Annotated in this window: 18 protein-coding genes; 11 read left to right on the top strand and 7 right to left on the bottom strand. The window is 43.5% G+C overall.

What is annotated here, in order from left to right:
• Window positions 1–24: 24 nt before the first annotated feature.
• From B3S93_RS15210 to B3S93_RS15175, 8 genes are all read left to right on the top strand, one after another.
• Window positions 25–1,359, top strand: a complete 1,335-nt coding sequence (locus tag B3S93_RS15210; RefSeq protein WP_292400923.1) for a YihY/virulence factor BrkB family protein — start codon at window positions 25–27, stop codon at window positions 1,357–1,359.
• Window positions 1,356–2,576 (top strand): bifunctional phosphopantothenoylcysteine decarboxylase/phosphopantothenate--cysteine ligase CoaBC, encoded by a 1,221-nt coding sequence (coaBC, locus tag B3S93_RS15205; RefSeq protein WP_292400920.1) that lies wholly within the window; start codon window positions 1,356–1,358, stop codon window positions 2,574–2,576. The genes B3S93_RS15210 and coaBC overlap by 4 nt, the downstream gene beginning before the upstream one ends.
• Window positions 2,557–3,012 carry a dUTP diphosphatase gene (dut, locus tag B3S93_RS15200; RefSeq protein WP_349677853.1) on the top strand — a complete coding sequence of 152 codons (456 nt, stop codon included), beginning with the start codon at window positions 2,557–2,559 and terminating at the stop codon, window positions 3,010–3,012. Before coaBC ends, dut begins: the two co-directional genes overlap by 20 nt.
• A gap of 8 nt (window positions 3,013–3,020) precedes the next feature.
• On the top strand, window positions 3,021–5,330 hold the full coding sequence (locus B3S93_RS15195; RefSeq protein WP_292400917.1) for a phosphomannomutase/phosphoglucomutase: 2,310 nt from the start codon (window positions 3,021–3,023) through the stop codon (window positions 5,328–5,330).
• 114 nt (window positions 5,331–5,444) lie between these two features.
• Window positions 5,445–6,350 carry an acetylglutamate kinase gene (argB, locus tag B3S93_RS15190; protein WP_292356183.1) on the top strand — a complete coding sequence of 302 codons (906 nt, stop codon included), beginning with the start codon at window positions 5,445–5,447 and terminating at the stop codon, window positions 6,348–6,350.
• A complete protein-coding gene (slmA, locus tag B3S93_RS15185) occupies window positions 6,347–6,961 on the top strand; it encodes a nucleoid occlusion factor SlmA (RefSeq protein ID WP_292356185.1) in 615 nt (204 codons plus the stop codon). Before argB ends, slmA begins: the two co-directional genes overlap by 4 nt.
• Window positions 6,922–7,380: a hypothetical protein gene (locus B3S93_RS15180; protein ID WP_292356187.1), complete on the top strand. Its 459-nt coding sequence runs from the start codon at window positions 6,922–6,924 to the stop codon at window positions 7,378–7,380. The genes slmA and B3S93_RS15180 overlap by 40 nt, the downstream gene beginning before the upstream one ends.
• A 195-nt stretch (window positions 7,381–7,575) precedes the next feature.
• A complete protein-coding gene (locus B3S93_RS15175) occupies window positions 7,576–9,600 on the top strand; it encodes a retention module-containing protein (RefSeq protein WP_292400915.1) in 2,025 nt (674 codons plus the stop codon).
• Between the two features lie 77 nt (window positions 9,601–9,677).
• Here the strand turns inward: B3S93_RS15175 and B3S93_RS15170 are convergent, their stop codons facing one another.
• The 7 genes from B3S93_RS15170 to B3S93_RS15140 are packed head-to-tail and all read right to left on the bottom strand — an operon-like array spanning window position 9,678 to window position 16,551.
• On the bottom strand, window positions 9,678–10,067 hold the full coding sequence (locus B3S93_RS15170) for a type IV pilin protein (protein ID WP_292356192.1): 390 nt from the start codon (window positions 10,065–10,067) through the stop codon (window positions 9,678–9,680).
• 14 nt (window positions 10,068–10,081) lie between these two features.
• Window positions 10,082–10,378 carry a hypothetical protein gene (locus tag B3S93_RS15165; protein WP_292356194.1) on the bottom strand — a complete coding sequence of 99 codons (297 nt, stop codon included), beginning with the start codon at window positions 10,376–10,378 and terminating at the stop codon, window positions 10,082–10,084.
• An 18-nt stretch (window positions 10,379–10,396) separates the two neighbouring features.
• Window positions 10,397–13,936, bottom strand: a complete 3,540-nt coding sequence (locus B3S93_RS15160; RefSeq protein ID WP_292400913.1) for a pilus assembly protein — start codon at window positions 13,934–13,936, stop codon at window positions 10,397–10,399.
• A gap of 2 nt (window positions 13,937–13,938) precedes the next feature.
• Complete coding sequence (locus tag B3S93_RS15155) at window positions 13,939–14,466, bottom strand: pilus assembly PilX family protein (protein ID WP_292400911.1); 528 nt, start codon at window positions 14,464–14,466, stop codon at window positions 13,939–13,941.
• 8 nt (window positions 14,467–14,474) lie between these two features.
• Window positions 14,475–15,539, bottom strand: coding sequence for a PilW family protein (locus B3S93_RS15150; RefSeq protein WP_292400909.1), 1,065 nt, complete (start codon window positions 15,537–15,539; stop codon window positions 14,475–14,477).
• On the bottom strand, window positions 15,536–16,006 hold the full coding sequence (gene pilV, locus B3S93_RS15145) for a type IV pilus modification protein PilV (RefSeq protein WP_292400906.1): 471 nt from the start codon (window positions 16,004–16,006) through the stop codon (window positions 15,536–15,538). Before pilV ends, B3S93_RS15150 begins: the two co-directional genes overlap by 4 nt.
• Window positions 16,000–16,551: a GspH/FimT family pseudopilin gene (locus tag B3S93_RS15140; protein ID WP_292400903.1), complete on the bottom strand. Its 552-nt coding sequence runs from the start codon at window positions 16,549–16,551 to the stop codon at window positions 16,000–16,002. The genes pilV and B3S93_RS15140 overlap by 7 nt, the downstream gene beginning before the upstream one ends.
• Before the next feature lie 329 nt (window positions 16,552–16,880).
• Here B3S93_RS15140 and flgB point away from each other — a divergent pair, with 329 nt between their 5' ends.
• Genes flgB through B3S93_RS15125 form a run of 3 tightly spaced genes read left to right on the top strand, consistent with a single transcriptional unit; the run spans window position 16,881 to window position 18,404 of the window.
• Window positions 16,881–17,282 carry a flagellar basal body rod protein FlgB gene (flgB, locus tag B3S93_RS15135; protein ID WP_292400900.1) on the top strand — a complete coding sequence of 134 codons (402 nt, stop codon included), beginning with the start codon at window positions 16,881–16,883 and terminating at the stop codon, window positions 17,280–17,282.
• Window positions 17,283–17,288: 6 nt separating this feature from the next.
• Window positions 17,289–17,702, top strand: coding sequence for a flagellar basal body rod protein FlgC (gene flgC / locus B3S93_RS15130; protein ID WP_292400897.1), 414 nt, complete (start codon window positions 17,289–17,291; stop codon window positions 17,700–17,702).
• Window positions 17,703–17,720: 18 nt separating this feature from the next.
• Window positions 17,721–18,404, top strand: a complete 684-nt coding sequence (locus tag B3S93_RS15125) for a flagellar hook assembly protein FlgD (protein WP_292400894.1) — start codon at window positions 17,721–17,723, stop codon at window positions 18,402–18,404.
• The last annotated feature ends 12 nt before the right edge of the window (window positions 18,405–18,416 follow it).

Here is an 18,416-nt window from a genome sequence, read left to right as displayed (position 1 = left end):
CCTGTCATCAGGATGATAACCAACATGAAAGACTATATAGACAAGTTAAAACATTTTTTCCAGGTTCAGCTTTGGCAGGAAACGACTGAAAGTGCCAGCAAACTAAAACGTTTGACACGGCACGCGGGCCGTGTGGTTTATGTGATGGCGAGGCAACTGTCGACCGGAGAATTAAACCTGCGGGCAATGAGTCTGGTGTTTACCACCTTGTTATCTTTAGTCCCGTTAATTGCAGTTGCTTTTTCAGTGCTCAAGGCTTTTGGAGTACATAACCAAATAGAACCCGTACTGCTGAACTTCATGGCACCCCTGGGTGAAAAAGCCGGGGAAATGACTTCCAGCATTATTGGGTTTGTAGAAAACGTCAAAGTCGGCGTGCTGGGTTCGATTGGTTTAGGCATGTTGTTTTACACAATTATTGCTTTGGTACAGAAAGTTGAAAGTGCTTTTAATTTTGTGTGGCGGGTCAAAAGATCAAGGTCGTTTGCACGTCGATTCACTGATTACATGAGCGTTGTGATGATCGGGCCGGTATTGGTCTTCTCCGCTTTAGGAATTGCCGCAACGGTGATGGATAATGATGTGGTCTCGACCTTACAATCAATCGAACCATTTGGAACATTGCTACTGATACTCAGCAAATTGTTACCCTATTTTATGATTGTGCTCGCCTTTACCTTTCTCTATACCTTCATTCCTAATACCAAAGTGAAACTTGGGCCGGCTCTGGGTGGTGCAATGGTGGCCGGAGCACTATGGATTGGACTGGGAACTTTGTTTGCGACTTTTGTAGCTTCATCATCCAATTACACGGCAATCTATTCCAGTTTTGCGATTTTATTTTTCTTTATGATCTGGCTTTATCTTGGCTGGTATATTTTATTGACCGGATCTCAGGTAGCTTTTTATCTTCAGCATCCAAGATTTGTATTGATGGGCGGAAAAACCCTGGTTTTGAGTCCACGATTACGTGAGAAAAAGGGCTTGTGGTTAATGACTATTATTGCCCGTCGCTTTTGTGAAAAAAAGCCGGCATACAGCCTTTCGGAACTGGAGAAGCTCACCACGTTAAGTAGTGAAAATTTAGAGGAATTATTGGACATTTTGGAGGAAGGTGGCTTTATCGTAGAGGTGGCTGGAGATAAAGATTCCTTTACTATGGCCGGCGATGTCAGCAAAATTTTAGTCAGTGAAATTTTGTTTTGTTTACGTAGTGCCGAGGAAGTGGGTATTTCAACATTACAGCAACACACTGAGCCCAGTATTGAAGCATTCTTTTCTGAAATTAATGAAGCACAGAATGCTGTGTTGGATGACTTAAGTTTACGTGATTTAGCCATAGGCAAAAATACAGCATGATTGAGACAAATGCTTTTCAGGGAAAACGTATTCTTCTTGGCGTTACCGGCAGTATTGCAGCCTATAAGTCAGCAGATTTAATTCGAAGATTAAAAGAATACGGTGCTGAAGTAAGGGTAATGATGAGTGATGGTGGAACGCAGTTTATTACGCCACTTACGCTGCAAACGGTCAGTGGTAATCCCGTGTCATTGAATTTCTTTGATGCTGATGAAGAAGCTGCAATGGGTCATATTAAATTGGCGCGTTGGGCAGACTGGATCCTGATTGCTCCCGCAACCGCTGACTGTCTGGCGAAACTGGCTCATGGCCTGGCGGATGATTTGATTTCCACGGTATGTCTTGCCTCTGAAGCACCGTTGATGGTGGCACCGGCAATGAATAATAAGATGTGGTCACATATCGCAACCCAGCAAAACTGCCAACGGCTAAAACAACGCGGTGTGGAATTTATTGGTCCTGAAAGCGGTGATCAGGCCTGTGGGGAACAGGGCGAAGGTCGCTTAATGGCTGTTGAAAATATTGTGATGCATCTGAGCCGCAAGTTGCAGACCGGTCCTCTGACAGGAAAACAGGTAGTCATTACTGCAGGACCTACGCATGAACCAATTGATCCGGTTCGCTTTATTGCTAATCGCAGCTCAGGGAAAATGGGCTATTCCCTGGCGCAAGCAGCCGTTGAGATGGGTGCAAAGGTCACCCTGATATCTGGGCCGGTGGCTTTGGAAGCCCCGTCTGGTTGCAGCCGTATAATGGTTGAAACGGCTCAACAAATGTTTGACGCTGTTATGCAAAACTTAGCTGGTACGGCAATTTATATCGGTTGTGCAGCAGTAGCAGATTATCGTCCCACGCATCCTGCTTCAGCTAAATTAAAAAAAACGGCTGATGATGATTTATCACTGCAACTTCGTTTGAATCCCGATATTATTACATCGGTTGCCAATGCCGATGAGCGGCCGGAGCTGGTCGTTGGTTTTGCTGCTGAGACAGATGATTTGCAACAATATGCACAACATAAATTACAGCAAAAACGTTTGGATTTGATCGCAGCGAACCAAGTGGGGGATGGACTGGCTTTTGGTCAGGATAACAATGCGCTGGAAATTTTCTGGGAAGGTGGGCATAAGTCCTTGGCTGAAGCTCCGAAACTTGAAATTGCACGCGAACTCATAACATTAATAACAGAGCGTTATCATGCAAAAAATTCAATTTAAGATTCTCGATCCGAGACTGGGCAAATCGATTGAACTGCCGGACTATGCCACCGAGGGTTCTGCCGGAATGGACCTGAGGGCCTGCCTGGATGAAAATCTGATATTACGTCCTGGCGAAACCATTCTAATACCGACCGGAATTGCCATTCATATTGATGATCCCGCTCTGGCTGCGATGATTTTGCCGCGCTCAGGCCTTGGACATAAACACGGCATTGTATTAGGTAATCTGGTGGGCCTTATCGACAGCGACTATCAGGGACAAATTTTTGTATCCTGTTGGAATCGGGGGGATACGCCCTTTGAAATCGTAGTGGGGGAGCGTATTGCACAAATGCTGTTCGTCCCAGTAGTGCAAGTAGGATTTGAGCAGGTCACCGAGTTTACTGCCAGTGAACGTGGTAGCGGCGGCTTCGGCCATACTGGCAGAAGCTGAGCACAACCGTGCTGCTGAAACTGCAAAATCTGAAGCTATTTCGCCGAAGGCTGAGTTCGCTGGCCATTCTGCTGTTGATTTTGATTGTTCTTTCCGGGGTGGCAGCAGCAATCCGGATTAATGATTACCAACAGCAGTCAGCTTCAGAAGCATTCAACCAGACACAAACGGAAAAGCTGGCGCTCGCTGCATCCGGTATGATCGATATGCTACAAGACTGGCAGCAACGTTTTAACGAGATGTCGGCGGAAAATGCACAGGACCCGGTAGCTTTTGGCTGGCCTGATGCATCAACCTCATGTGTTATTTCCTTTATACCTGCTGCTCCAACATCCGACGCGTGTATTCCGGTCAGTTTTGGCACTATTAATAGTCTGCGCCAGGCAGACATGCAAGGTATGGCTGATATTGCTGTTATGCAGCCAAATACGCCCCAGGCGCATATTTTACTGACCAAGAAGCTGGATGCAGCAGGCTATCTGGTGCTTAGCCTGCAAATGACTGAGCTGGAGGATAAGCTGCGTGAACGTTATTTATCGATTGGTACAGGTAGTCTGGCATTACAGCAAGGGGCCCAAAACTGGCTGACTTTGATCGAACAAGGCGATGGTAAAGCTCAGCATTCCAGTCCTGTTTTTACTCAGGCATTACCCGGAGCTTACTGGCGCCTGGCATTCTGGCCTGCTGAAGGGGTGGCTAAAACAGCAGCCTGGCCTGCATTGCTCATGTTAGCCATTATTGTTTGTGCCTTATGCTGGCTGGTGATAAACCGGTTCAGTACGTTAAAACCAAAAAAACAGGCGCAAATTGGAGCACGCCCACGGCCAGTAGAATATACAGAAAATGAAGTTAATATCGATAATACGCCGCCTCCTGCGGTAATACGCGCAGCCGCTCCCAAAGTGAGTAAAACCGAGTCAGTAGATAGAGTCAGGCCAGTAGATATTAAACCGGTTATTTTTAAGGCCTATGATATTCGGGGTATTGTCGGCACCCAATTAAGTGAACCCATTATGCGGGTCTTGGGGCTTGCCATAGGTACGGAGGCACAGCATCAGGAGCAGACCCGGATTATCGTCGGGCGGGATGGTCGGCTTTCCAGTGAGAGTTTCAGTGATGCATTAATCGAAGGTATTCTGGCCAGTGGTTGTGATGTTACTGATATTGGAGCGGTACCAACCCCTCTTGTTTATTTTGCCTCGCAGCACATGCGGACACATTGTGGCGTAGTAGTGACGGGCAGTCATAATCCACAGGGCTACAATGGTCTGAAAATTGTTATCAATGACAAAACATTGTCTGGTGATGCTATTCAGGGCATTTATCATCGTATACAGCATTCTCGACTTTATAGTGGGGAGGGCCAGTTACGACAGGCAGATATCATTGCTAGTTATATTGAAAAAGTAAAACAGACTGTTCCTTTATCCCGCCCGCTAAAAGTCGGTGTGGATTGTGGAAATGGTATTGCTGGTAAAGTGGTTCCGCAGTTGCTAACCGCATTAGGCTGTGAGGTGCATGAACTGTTTTGCAAAGTTGATGGTCACTTTCCCAATCATCATCCCAACCCGGCCCAACCGCAAAATATGCAGGATATTTCTAAACTGGTTCGTGAGAAACATCTTGATATTGGACTGGCGTTTGATGGAGATGGCGATAGACTGGGAGTGGTTGACGGAGAGGGTGAAATTATCTGGCCGGATCGTTTGCTGATGTTGTTTGCCAGCGATATTCTGAAACGCCATAAAGGTTCGACCATTGTTTATGATGTCAAAAGTACGGGCTTGTTGAGGCAGGTTATTACCAAGACAGGTGGTAAGGCAATGATGTGCGCTTCGGGCCATTCATTAATACGGGCCGAAATGCTCAAACATGAGGCAAAATTAGCGGGTGAGCTGAGTGGACATATCTTTTTTGCCGATAACTGGTATGGTTTTGATGATGCTTTATTTGCCGCCTGCCGCCTGCTGGCGCTGATTGCCGATGATCCACAACGTCGTGGCGCAACAGAAATCTTTGCTGCACAACCGCAAAGTGTTAGCACTCCAGAAATTTTAATTGATTTAGATACAGCAGAATGCCGTCGGTTTATGACACAATTTACACAAAATGCACAGTTCGATGATGGCGAAGTTATCACCATTGATGGTGTGCGGGTGAATTTTAGCAATGGCTGGGGACTTGTTAGAGCATCAAATACTGTTCCCGGTCTCACGTTGCGATTTGAAGCAGAAACTGAAGAAGATCTGGAACAGATAAAACAGCAATTTATTCAGCAGATGCTGCAGGTGAAACCTAATCTAAGTCTTAATTTTTAATCTTACGCTGTTAACGACAAAAACGAATTATAGTTGGTCGTTATTTTGCATAAGCAAAAACAATAAAAAAAGCTTGCACTAAACAGACTGTGCGGGACAAGGAAGAAATTTTTAATGAGTTTGAATACACAAAAAGCGTCACATATTGCTCAGGTTCTGACTGAAGCGTTGCCTTATATCCAACGTTTTTCCGGTAAGACACTGGTCATCAAATATGGTGGTAATGCCATGATTGATGAAACGTTGAAAAACAGTTTTGCCCGCGATGTTGTGTTGTTGAAAGCTGTTGGTATTAATCCTGTCATTGTTCATGGTGGTGGTCCGCAAATAGGCCAGCTTTTGGCAAAGATCGGAAAAGAGTCCGAATTTATTAATGGTATGCGGGTCACAGACAACGAGACCATGGATATTGTTGAAATGGTGCTCGGCGGCCAAGTGAACAAAAGCATTGTTAATCTGATCAATAACCATGGTGGACGAGCTGTCGGCTTGACGGGGAAAGACGGTAGTCTGATATTTGCTGAAAAGATGAAATTTGCTTCACAGGAAGAACTTGGCGTTGATGCACCGGAAATGATTGATTTGGGCTATGTAGGCCGCGTAACCAGTATTGATACCAGCGTGATTGATATGTTGATTCACAGTGACTTCATTCCTGTAATTGCACCTATCGGGGTGGGGCAGGATGGACAGTCCTACAACATTAATGCCGATCTTGTTGCTGGTAAAATTGCTGAAGTGTTGCAGGCAGAAAAACTGATCCTATTGACAAACACGCCCGGACTGCTAGATGCTGACGGGACGTTGCTTACTGGTCTGAATGCGAAACAAGTCAATGATTTGATTGCCTCGGGTGTCATTTATGGCGGAATGTTACCTAAAATTGGCTGCGCGTTAGATGCCGTTCAGGCGGGGGTGACCAGCTCACACATCATCGATGGTCGTGTACAGCATGCGGTATTACTGGAAATGTTTACGGATGAGGGCGTTGGTACGCTTATTCGTGGAGGCGGTCGATGACTGAGCAACAATCAACGCGCGCGCAGAATAAACAGTCGCGTCATCAAGCGATATTGGAAGCTTTGGCGACGCAACTTGAAAAACATCCCGGACAGCGAATCACAACAGCGCAATTGGCTGAAAGCCTCGGAGTATCTGAAGCGGCTTTGTACCGCCATTTTCCCAGTAAGGCGAGAATGTTTGAGGGGCTTATCGAATTTTCCGAAGATACCGTTTTTGGCTTGATCCGTAGAATTGTTGATGAAGATGATAATGCGGTCTCTCGATGTGAAAAAATTATGGCATTAATGCTGGGGTTTAGTGCCAAAAATCCAGGTATTAGCAGTGTCCTCGTTGGAACAGCGTTAACTGGTGAAACAGAACGGCTTCGTCATCGCGTGAGTCAATTTTTTGACCGATTGGAGACGCAATTCCGACAAATTCTGCGGGAACGCGAGTTAACCTTGACTCAAGCTGGCGGACGGCCAGTGAATGAAACGGCTAACTTATTACTCAGTATTGTTGAAGGAAGACTTCAACAGTTTGTTCGTAGTGGATTTCGTCAGTCACCGCTTCAGGGATGGGAACAACAATGGCAACTCATCAATACGATTCTGAAGGTCTACGCGTGATTAACGTAGTTTTGATTGGTCGAACAATAGCCAGTTTAATTAATCTGGCTGAACATGATGACTTAAAGATTACCGTTATCGACCCAGAAACTGTTGATACAGCAGTTTTGGCAATAATCGCTGCTGAAGCTGATATTACCGTGTTGGAACAAAACAATGAACGGATTAATGCCGATATTCTATGTTTGGTTCTGGCGACAAATTACGAACATAATCAGACCCTGATTATGTCGGATAAAACACCGGATTTTAATCAACTCAAAGCAACTGGCTTCAGAGCACGGGGTTACATCACACCATCACAGCATGACAAGTTAGTCAAAGCTATTCGAGCCGTACATGATGGTGAGGCATGGTTACCAAGACGTCTGGTCGCCGATATGCTGAATCATTTCGCTGCAGGTGATATGGGGCAATAATCAAACCTGGACAAGAATTAATTTTATCTGGCTGGAATTTTGCTTAACAAAAAAATAAATTTTTTAAAATATTTGTTTTTTTAGTACCAATGTACAGTAGATAGCTTTGTGTAGTCATGGGAGACTATCTGCAAATATGGTCACAAGTGGTTTTTGTTGGCCTTGGGAAGCAGCATTTCATCGGAGAAGAATTTTATGGCCACAGAAGCCGGAATTATTTCAGCCTTAATTGGCACTGCAACTGCCACAGCAGTCGACGGTACTGTGAGAAATTTACAAGTTGGTGACAAAGTTTATCCCAACGAAATTATTACCACGGGTATTGCCGGTGCTATCGAAATTGAATTTCCAGATGGCGGGGTAATGGATCTGGGACGTAATTCTCAAGCTGTTCTCGACAGTGAAGCATTTGAATTGGATGTTGCAGAAGCTGATACACCACCGGCAGCTGATGTGGTCGATGATATAGACGCCATTCAACAGGCTTTACTCGCAGGTGAAGATCCAACACAAGTTGCTGATCCTACTGCTGCTGGTCCAGGCGCACAGCCCACCAGTGAAGGTGGCAGCGAAGCGGTTGTTGTAGATTACCTTGCTCCACGAATTACACCTGATTCAGGTTTTGAAACAACAGGGCCGGGTATTGCTTTCCCTGATCCTCCACCGTTTGAGTTTTTAGTTGATGAGTCGGATGATTTGGATCCCATTATTCCAACAGATCCAACAGATCCAACAGATCCTAATCAGCCAGATGATCTTAAGCCAGTTGCGGATCCTGTTTTAACCAGTTATGAGTTTGCAAGTCAGACTGAAATAGAATTACCCCAAGATGCTTATGTATTTAAACAATTTTCTGTGGATGGTTTTGTTGATAGCGGTGAAGATAAGTCCAATCCTAGTACGTTTGAGGATATTGCATCCCTGGGGGGGAATGATAATGAAACCGACTTGGCAGGATTGCTTTTTACGTTAAAGGCACCGCCTAGTTTCGGTCAGCTTTTTATAAAAAATGGTGATAATTGGGTTGAATTGAATGAAGGCAATACATTTAATTCAAGCGATTCGATTGTTTGGAGTGCAACTCTTGCTGAGTTTAACTCAGAACTAACATCGAAATCCTATGGCGGTATTAAAACAGGGAGTTCAGCCTGGGAGGGGGTTACTCTTGAAGCGACTAATCTTAATGGTCAGTCTGCTAAAATTGCATTTGATTCAGATGGCATTGGCGTTGCTGGAGGGACAATTGTACCAAATCAGCTGGAACACCGAGGTGGAGCCTCAGAAAAAATAACAATGAGATTTGAGAATCCATCATTAGCAGCCACCATAACTGTCAGTAGACTTATTGCCAATGAAAAAGAGGTTGGGCAAGTCGAAGCTTTTTTGAATGGTGAGTCAGTTGGTGTTTGGACATTTACCACAGCGAACGGTAATCCATTACTGAACGGAGAACCGGTAGATTTTTCTCTGGCAAAGAATAATTTGACCGTTGATCCTGCTGGATCCTCAGGTAATGCGACTTTTACCCTGCCTGATGGTGTAATATTTGATTCACTTGAATTTACTGCTACTAATTATGTTGATGGTAAAAAGTCTACATCAGACAGTAGTGATTACTACATCCAAAAAGTGACCGTAAGTGAAATTCCTGATAGTGAATTCCAATATTCCGTGACTGATGCGGCTGGCAATGAAAGTGATACTGTTAAGGCGGTTATTACTTCAGGTGATGCGGTTTTGGAAAACCCTGATTCTGGCGAACCTAATATTATCAAAGATGGACGTGGAAATAATGAATTGATTGGTACCGATCAAGATGATGTCATTATTGGTGGAGCTGGTAATGATATTCTGACAGGTGGAGATGGGGCTGATTTATTTGTATGGCAGGCAGGGGATGAGTTTAATCTTTCCAATATCTCCGCCCAGGATACCGTTACTGATTTTAATGTTGAGCAAGGTGATGTACTTGATTTTGCAGATATTCTTGTTGGTGAAGAGTCCGGGGATTTAGCTGATTATATTCATATTGAAGATAATGGTGTTGATACCGTTATCGAGCTCAAGCCCGAGGGTGCTGGTGGCGACGTCAAACAAACTATTACTTTGCAAGGTACGACTCTTGCTGATATGGGGCTTGGTGGATTTGATACTTCAACGCAACAGGCTGAGATTATTAACAAGCTCGTACAGGATGGTCATGTGAATGTTGATAGTTAACTAGTTAACTCTATACATAAAAGACCCGCATAACGCGGGTTTTTTTATGGGGTTAAACTTCTTGCTAACTTACTAAGTTACCAACAATCATTAGCTGGTGTTCTTTGATTATTATGGTTAATCGTCATTGTTCCGCAACGATCAGCTGCTTGCCCCCCTGTAGGAGCTGCCTGGATTGTATAAGCTGTGGCGGATGGTGCGGCCGTGAAACTTAAGTTATAAAAACTGTTACCTTGCTTTGGTGAATTTATGAAAGGTAAATTGGCACCTGCATAAGTGAAGTTTTCCCCATAATATCTTTCCATAAAACTTACCAGTTCAAGTAAATCAGCCTGTGCATTCGATCTACGAGTCTCTCTAACTTGCTCCAGGTAGGATGGGTAAGCAATTGCAGCAATAATAGCAATGATCGCAACCGTTATCATCAACTCAATTAGCGTAAAACCTCTCTGAGGAGTAGTGTTCATGTTCTCAGTTCCTGTTAATTAGCATTGAGTAACCAAATTTCAGTGACATATGGCAGCTCACTATTTTCTTCATTTTTTGTATTGAAACCGATTAGTTCGCCTGCAGGAAGCTGAGGACCTAACTCACCATGACGAACCAATGCATGAACATTTGTATTACTATCTATCCGATAGGCGGTGTCATTAATTATTATAGTATTTGAATGGCCTGATTCTTCACTGATAACTCCAGTCTGGGTAAAACTGGTGTTAGCACCAGAAAATGCATTTGCACTAAATAACATAAAAACCAGAATAGAAAATATTTTCATACAGGTAACCTTAGTAAATTACTGCAATTGACGCCATGATTGACGTCCCTCATATCCTGGACCAGGATTTTCAATCGTTACTTCAATATTGCCATCAGCACCACTGGTATATTTAATTTCCTGTTGTCCACCGGGTTGATTGACGATACTTGGCGTTGGAATAATACCTACTTTTGATTCTTTTCCGCTGTATGGAACTTCAGTATCTGGGTCACCATCCCCATCTGTATCAATCATAAAGAAGTCTTCAGATGTAAAAACGCCATCTCCATTAACATCAAAGGGCGAATAGGATAATCTTGCACCCGTAGCATAATTCATTTCCATTAACCAACCAGATCCACCGAATGCACAAGGATCATCTGATGGAATTAAAGTAGTAAATATAATCCGCCCATTACGAATAATGGCATTACTTACTTGTCTTTCTCCCAGGTTACCTGAATTTACATCCTGATTAACAAGATCAATGTACCAACCAGAATGTTCTGTCCAATTAATCAGCTCATCAGAAGTAATACGATAATTGAAGCCATCTACAGATACCTGTTGCAGAATTTGTTGTTGTAAAAGATCGCTTCGGTCAAAAGCTATCAGCTCTGACAGTCTTTTATCCCAAATACTATAAAAACTCTGAGTGACTTGATTTTCACTAGAATTATCCCCTACTTCAAAGTATTTACCCGTACCAAATAATAACAAATAGCCATTTTCCCTAGGGTGTTTTACAACTTGAATGCGAGTTGTTATAGGTTGAATATTCGCCCCTGTACAAGTTTCTCCTGCACAAGCCGTGTAGAGTGGTTCAGGATTATCGGAATCAAGATAGGTAAAGTCCCAATTATCCTCATCCTGGCCGGTTACATTTATACTCCAAACGTTTCCGAATAAATCCCCAGCATAAATAGCGTCTACTATATTGTCATTATTAATATCAATTGCTGTTGGGGAAGCGATACCATTTGGTCGTTGAGCACCGGTTGGATCATCATTAGTACCAACCAATGTGTCAAACTTCTTAATCAAACTACCATCTGCAAGATTTATAAGATAAATGACTCCATTACCAGTCTGGCTGTCTTGAGCATCATTACTGTCTAAATTATTGTCTGCAGTATTGTTATAGCCACCGCCAACTAGAGCTGCCCATTCGCCATTATTTAGTCGAACAATACTTGCTTGTCCAAATGTAAACCCAAGATCTCTTTCATCCTGATCTGTAAATTCCCATAAAACTTTACTAGCAACATTTGCCTCTGTATTAAGGCTTGTTGGATCAGTTATATCTAATGCAAACATACCTTGTCCGCCTGCACCTAGTCCTGAAACGAGCACGGTGCGCCAACTACCATTGATAAAGGCATCTACTATTGTCGGGCTGCCATCCACATAGTATTTGTGTGTATAACTGGTATTGCTCAAATTATTTAAATTGTTGTAAACCGCATTGGGAACATAGGCAAATTTTTCAACCCCAGTATCGGCATCAAAAGCATGAAGCATTCCATCATTTGCACCTACAAAAACTAATCCTTGCCGATTAATATTTGCCACCACATAAGCTGAATAAGGACTTGCTGTTTCAGGTTGAGAATTTCCCCAGTTATCTTGATAACGTGAACCTGGGGCTGCTGCATAAGTTGGGGCAGAATTTATAATATCGCCAAGTAAACGATTTCTATTTCTAAGCGTACCACCTTCATTACTGGCTTCATTGGATTGGTCACCACGGATATAATTTAAAATTGATTGACTACCAAGTTGAGTTTGTTGGCTAGCTGAAATTGATGCCCAACGGAAAGGCTGTCCAGAATTTCCATCATAAGTTGCAATAACACGATCATTCGCAGCGGGTATCAGTGTTCCAGCATCCCAAGCAACGCCCCCAAGTGTGGCATCATCGTTAATGCTAAAGGCTAACAACTGACCGCTCCAGTCTCCACTATCAAATCGTGCTTGATAAATTTTACTGTCACCAGATACGGAACCAGAATTTAATGCAACAGAGGCAGCCGAAGAAGTCCTTGATGAAATATTTGACAGAATAGCTGCTAAAGAATCAGCAAAAGTATCAGGGTCTGTCGCGCTAAAGAAGGAACCACGGCTGTTAACAGCAGCGTGCCAAAGATCATCGATATTTTCCTCTGCATCTGCCGAGGGTTCTGGCCAACCTATACTTCCAGACGCTAATGCTTCGAAATCTGTATCAGGATCTAACGTACCATTAACCCCTAGTCCTACTGTAAAATTCACTAAATGCTGCCAGAACGCAGGATCTTCCTGATTTGTAGGGACATTATTAGTTAAATCTTCCCGAAGATCGCGTTTCCAATATTCCATTGCAACATCCGCCAAGGTGTTATCCCACGCATCTGTATATGGATTTACTGGAGTATATTGATAATCATCATTATCTGGACCTGATATCACTTCTCCACTCGTACCATCAGTATTGCCAACCCCTGGGCTAGAGCCATTCCAGTAACCATCAGTTGTTAAAATATGATAGCTCTGACGGCATGAAAGATGTTCTGCATCATTGTTAGTACCCGGTGTATTTCCCCACGGACCGGAGTTATCAGTTCTTTCGAAATATTGGCCAACACTATTGGTGGCGGAGCGAAGAGGAGTTCCTGAGTTGTTAATTACGCGCTCGTAAAGGTTGTCAAAAAAATCTGCTCGGTTTGAACCGGAAAATTGTCTCAACCCTTCAATAACCGCCCGATTACTAGTAACACCGTCAATCGTTTTGCTGCCCTGATTAATTGCTGCGAAACCGACACGTAGATTCGAACCTTGTTTGGCAAAAGCTCTGCCGACGCCCGCTCTCGCAGTCAAAACTCGCGAGCGATAGTATTGGAACCAATTAGCAAAGTTTTGAATTTCTTCTGCTTTGGTTCTAACAATGCCACTAGGGCTGGTGAAAGTAGTAGAGGATGAGGTTGAAGTAGTAATTTGAACTCTGGTATAGCTGCTTCTAGCTGTGCGGCTGCCACCATTATATTTGTAATAAGTGATTGGCCAGAAGCTGTGATTACCGTTACATGGATCCCCGAATGCCTGTGTGAGGTCACTGGTATTCCTAAACCAACAAGCAAACTGGGTTTGTTGATTTACTAAATCAATGCCCCCAAGGGCTGGAATAGCAGGGTTATATAAAGCATTGTTGACATTTGCGTTTCCCATGCTGGTACCGTCGGCATTACTCCATGGTACATAGGTTACATCGGGATTATAAAAAACCGCATTATTAGCTGACGATCGTGTAAAAAAGTTATGAACGTTATCATCATCAAAATTTGCAATTTGATTTGCGTAGGTTACCCCACCATATAAATTGCTAGGTCGTGGGAAAATATAGCTGCTGAAATTTCGATTTTCATCAGGCATTACTTCCCATTGCATAGATCCCGAATCATCAAGTGTAAACATGATATTCGGCTCAATACTACCACCCAGATAAAGTGGAACATTGCTGATATTTAATGTTGTAGCAAAAGCACCATTACTTATTAATAAAATAAATCCCACTGCGTATTTTAAGATGAAATTTCTCATTATCAGTACCTCTTAATAACAGTGCTTTGCAATAAAACTCTGGCCTGGTCAGAACCACCGGTACCGCGAGCTGTAATACGATAATGGACAATGCCGTCAACTGGGGAACCTGTTCCTTTGTTTTCATCATCATTGTCAAAAACTAATTCTTCAATAATATATCTGGGAGGTGTAGCTACGTTAGCGACGTTTACTGAAGCAACTCCATTGGCGCTCCACCAGGCTGCATCGCGCTCCAGCCACCATGGTGCTGCATTCGTTGGAGTAGGATCCATGGCATTTGTATTCCAAGTGTTTTCATTACTGCCGTCTTGGGTTGCAATCGGTTCAGTGACAAATGCAGAGATTCTTTTCTCAGCATCACGTAGTGCAATTTCAGCTGCCTGGAAAGCTAATTCATGATCCCGAAGGTTGGCGGTCATTTTCTCTTCAAGTGAGCTGGTGCTAATACTGGATAGACCTAACAAGGTCATTAACACCAGAATAATTAAGCTGACGATTAACGCCGCACCTTTTTGATTGGTTGCCATTAGTTTATTCATGATGTGCGATTGCGTAGAACAATAGTTTGAGTAAAGACGCGTCTCAGTCGGCGGTCATTAGCAGCAGGAGTAATAGTGGCACCATTGAAGTAATAATCCTGGGGTCCATCCACTACCAGATTGTTTTCCAGACTCACCATTAAAAGACTTATACGAACACTGATTACGTTTGCCCAATTTCCTACTGCATTTGCTGTTCTGTATGCATCTACAGAAAAATCCTGATTAGTATCAACACCGTAGAGAATTTCCATTCTCTCAACGCCTTCAATAAGCTCCTGAGATGCGTTATCCAGCACTTTTTGATAAAGAGAAGGACCCGAAACGCCTTGTCGAATATAAAAAGTATTTGCAGAATAAGTATTTAGCCAACCACCACCAAAGTTATCACCTAAATTAGCTGAAGAATTGCCGGGTGAACCCACACCAGCTGCATGTTCTATTGTTCCTGAAGAAGGATCATTGGTAATTTGAAAGATGGCGGCACTATCACAGGTCGTAACCAAAGCAATATTGCTGCAAGTAGCTTCATAGTCTGGACTGGCAGGATCAGGGTCACATGGTGTAAAAGTATTGTCGGTACCGGTTTCAAGTGGTGCAGTAAAGTCAGTGCTGTCATGATCGATAATATTTGCATGACCAGAACTTACAGTGCGAATTGTAATGACATCTGACCCTGCTAGGGCATTAGCACTGATCGTTGCATCAAGAGCGGGATTAAATGCGCCGCTTGTACCTTCACTACCTTCGATGGGTATATCCAAACGCCATAAATAAGCGTTAGCACTATTTAATACATTTTCTAAGGGGCGTTTGTCCTGTTCCACATTGGCATTTTGATTTTGTAAGGAATCACATCCCCTATAGCCTGAATTTAGCATTATTCGGCTTATATGGTGCAGTGCAAAACGTCCATCTTCCTGCATTCGCGCTTTTGCTTCCTGAACACGATATACCTGACGGTTATTAACGAACAATTCAATTACGCCCGCAACCAAGATCAGTCCCAGAACGATAGCTACCATTAATTCAACCAGAGAAAGGCCGCGTTGATTATTCATAAAGCCCCTTCCATCGTTAATGTTTTAGTTGCTAATTCGTTATAGTTGATATTGTTGGCGTTGTCTCCTAGATGTATGTCACGCCACTCAATTGTGATAGTACAAATGAACTCATTTAAGTTATTAAATGCTGGACAGTTAATGCCGCCTGTACCTCCAGGTAAAGCATTGGAGAGACTTGTTCTCCATTCATGAAGATCCTGGTTAGAAACATTACCTCCAGCGTTGGGTATACCATCTGTAGTGGCAATGACATAAAGACCATTTTGACTCGCTACTCGATTTGCTCGCATACGATTCAGAATATCAGATGCATATAAGGATGCCTGGGTACGAAGATCAGCACTTTGATTGGTTTTTAAAGCGGTTATCTGTAAATGGGCCAAACCCAGCAATCCCACAGATAGCACAAATACGGCAACCATTACTTCCAACAAAGTAAAGCCAGATTGTTTTATTTTCAGCATGCTGCTCCCTCCCGCACTTGCATGCGGCCCGCATTATTGAAAACAATATTTCGCTGATTTGCGTTTGGAGTACACAGCGTAAAAGTTCCCATTGGTAATCCTCCACCAGAGCTTAAAACCTCTCCAGAGGGGCTGAAGGCTATCCAATCCTGATATTTAGCGTCTCCGGTAAGGGTGAGATTGTTTCCCAAAGAATCATAAATTCTCAGGTAGCAATCTTGTCCCTCTACACTGCAGTCGGTAGCATTTGCGTTACCATCAAATGTTTCATTTCGATTCCAGTCAGTGAAAATTCTCCAGCCACCGTGCCATTCACCAGCAGCATTGCCATCACGGAGCATGGTGACCTGAACTCCCCGACGTATTGCTTCGCTTTTGGCGAGCTGTAATGAACCTAAAAAATTATTGGCTTCAGTGGCCAGACGATTATCACGAATCATTGCATTAAAACTTGGGGCAGCAATTGAAATCAAAATAATGACAACAACCAGTGTGATCATTAATTCGATCAGTGTGAAACCATTATTTGCTGCAAACTTTTTCACTTGTTGACGCTCCTTGTAGGTCTTTGTTTTTAACGCTAAAACTATTGTGGGTCAAGCACTTATGCTGCTTGCCCGCCATCTATTTTTTAAATACGTGAGCCAGTTGGCAAATGTATCGTCCCTGACAGGTTTTTCTTCAATTAATACCTAAACAAGCCATGGATTATATCAGCAGTATTCCGCTGGTTCAGTGGAGTGGCAACAGCTTGCCGCTTTGGTTTTTATAGCTTGCCGCAGTACGTTTAAGTGATTGATTAATATTGATAATAAATTGTGGCATGCAAGATGCTTAGGTGACTTCAAGTAAATGATTGTTGTGGAGAAACAGCATGCCGATAAATTTTGATTCTGCTCTTGGGATTCATGCCGATGCTTTGCGTATCAGGACGCAGCGGGCAGAAATGCTGGCGACGAATCTGGCCAATGCAGACACGCCAAACTTCAAAGCGAAAGATATGGATTTTCAATCGGCATTGCAAATGGCGGCAGCAGGACAAAAATCTGCCGCTTTGAATATGACTCATCAGAAACATATTGCCGGTAACAACGGAAACCCATTTGAGGCTGTCACCCAGTATCGGACCACGATGCAAGACTCTTTGGACGGTAATACTGTGGATGAGCAAGTGGAGCAGGCACAGTTTATGCAAAATGCCGTTCAGTACCAAGCCAGTCTCGAATTTTTAGGTTCACGCTTCAAAGGTCTGACCAAAGCGATCAAAGGGGAATAATCTGCCATGTCTTTATTTAATATTTTTGATATTGCAGGCAGTGGAATGAGTGCGCAATCACTGCGACTCAATACCACAGCCAGTAATCTGGCCAACGCAGACAGCGTCAGTAGTAGCGTGAACGAGACCTACCGCACACGGCAACCGGTGTTTTCTACGGTGTTGGACGATGCACAGCAAGGATATAAATCAGGGTCTGTTCAAGTATTAGGCATAACAGAAAGTCAGGCTCCGGTTCGCCAGGAATACAACCCTTCACATCCTCTGGCAGATGACAACGGTTATGTTTATCACTCAAACGTAGACGCCATTGCAGAAATGGCAAATATGATGTCGGCTTCTCGTTCATATCAGAACAATGTTGAGATTGCCAACACTTCCAAACAATTGCTGCTAGCCACATTGCAGCTTGGCAAATAACCGCAGGGAGTCATAGAAATGGCAATAAATGGTGTGAGCGACAATCCCTATGCTTTTCTCAACAGTAAAAGTACAACAAGTACTACAGAAGAGAAAAATGATCCTGGTAAGTTGCAAATGGAGGATTTTATGTCCTTGATGACCACGCAACTGATGAATCAAGATCCGCTTAAGCCAATGGAAAGCGGAGACTTTCTCGGACAGATTGCCTCCTTCAGTACGGTGAGTGGTATCAGTGATTTACAGGATTCCTTTGGCAGCTTTGCTAAGGCCATGCAGTCCGATCAGGCTCTGCAAGGATCGTCATTAGTTGGTCGTTCAGTACTGGTTCCCTCTTCAATAGGTGTGATGACAGCTGATGCCCCAATGCGCGGCCAGATTAACGTAGCAGATCCCGTGTCTAATCTGGAACTTAAGATTTATAACGACACTGGTGAATTGGTAAGAACCATTCCAATGGGGGCTGCCTCGGGGTATACCAACTTTGAATGGGATGGATTGAATAATGAGGGTGAGGCGATGCCAGAAGGGGCCTATCAGTTTATGGCAACAGGTAGTGTCGATGGGCAAAACACCGCCTTTGCTACCGCGGTGATAGCCAAAGTAGATAGCGTTTTGGTTGGCTCTGGTGGACAAGGTTTGACCATGAATCTGGCCGGTATCGGTTCGGTACCATTTAGTGAAGTTCAGGAAATTATTTAAGGGGTAAACATC

The sequence above is a fragment of the Methylophaga sp. UBA3613 genome (assembly GCF_002375415.1).
Classification (GTDB): domain Bacteria; phylum Pseudomonadota; class Gammaproteobacteria; order Nitrosococcales; family Methylophagaceae; genus Methylophaga.
This window is presented reverse-complemented; position numbering and strand designations above follow the sequence as displayed.

What these genes read in the sequence shown, in the direction of transcription:
- B3S93_RS15210 (WP_292400923.1), top strand. Translation starts at nt 25, where the DNA reads ATGAAAGACTATATAGACAAGTTAAAACATTTTTTCCAGGTTCAGCTT.
- coaBC (WP_292400920.1), top strand. Translation starts at nt 1,356, where the DNA reads ATGATTGAGACAAATGCTTTTCAGGGAAAACGTATTCTTCTTGGCGTT.
- dut (WP_349677853.1), top strand. Translation starts at nt 2,557, where the DNA reads ATGCAAAAAATTCAATTTAAGATTCTCGATCCGAGACTGGGCAAATCG.
- argB (WP_292356183.1), top strand. Translation starts at nt 5,445, where the DNA reads ATGAGTTTGAATACACAAAAAGCGTCACATATTGCTCAGGTTCTGACT.
- slmA (WP_292356185.1), top strand. Translation starts at nt 6,347, where the DNA reads ATGACTGAGCAACAATCAACGCGCGCGCAGAATAAACAGTCGCGTCAT.
- B3S93_RS15180 (WP_292356187.1), top strand. Translation starts at nt 6,922, where the DNA reads ATGGCAACTCATCAATACGATTCTGAAGGTCTACGCGTGATTAACGTA.
- B3S93_RS15175 (WP_292400915.1), top strand. Translation starts at nt 7,576, where the DNA reads ATGGCCACAGAAGCCGGAATTATTTCAGCCTTAATTGGCACTGCAACT.
- B3S93_RS15170 (WP_292356192.1), bottom strand. Translation starts at nt 10,067, where the DNA reads ATGAACACTACTCCTCAGAGAGGTTTTACGCTAATTGAGTTGATGATA.
- B3S93_RS15165 (WP_292356194.1), bottom strand. Translation starts at nt 10,378, where the DNA reads ATGAAAATATTTTCTATTCTGGTTTTTATGTTATTTAGTGCAAATGCA.
- B3S93_RS15160 (WP_292400913.1), bottom strand. Translation starts at nt 13,936, where the DNA reads ATGAGAAATTTCATCTTAAAATACGCAGTGGGATTTATTTTATTAATA.
- B3S93_RS15155 (WP_292400911.1), bottom strand. Translation starts at nt 14,466, where the DNA reads ATGGCAACCAATCAAAAAGGTGCGGCGTTAATCGTCAGCTTAATTATT.
- B3S93_RS15150 (WP_292400909.1), bottom strand. Translation starts at nt 15,539, where the DNA reads ATGAATAATCAACGCGGCCTTTCTCTGGTTGAATTAATGGTAGCTATC.
- pilV (WP_292400906.1), bottom strand. Translation starts at nt 16,006, where the DNA reads ATGCTGAAAATAAAACAATCTGGCTTTACTTTGTTGGAAGTAATGGTT.
- flgB (WP_292400900.1), top strand. Translation starts at nt 16,881, where the DNA reads ATGCCGATAAATTTTGATTCTGCTCTTGGGATTCATGCCGATGCTTTG.
- flgC (WP_292400897.1), top strand. Translation starts at nt 17,289, where the DNA reads ATGTCTTTATTTAATATTTTTGATATTGCAGGCAGTGGAATGAGTGCG.
- B3S93_RS15125 (WP_292400894.1), top strand. Translation starts at nt 17,721, where the DNA reads ATGGCAATAAATGGTGTGAGCGACAATCCCTATGCTTTTCTCAACAGT.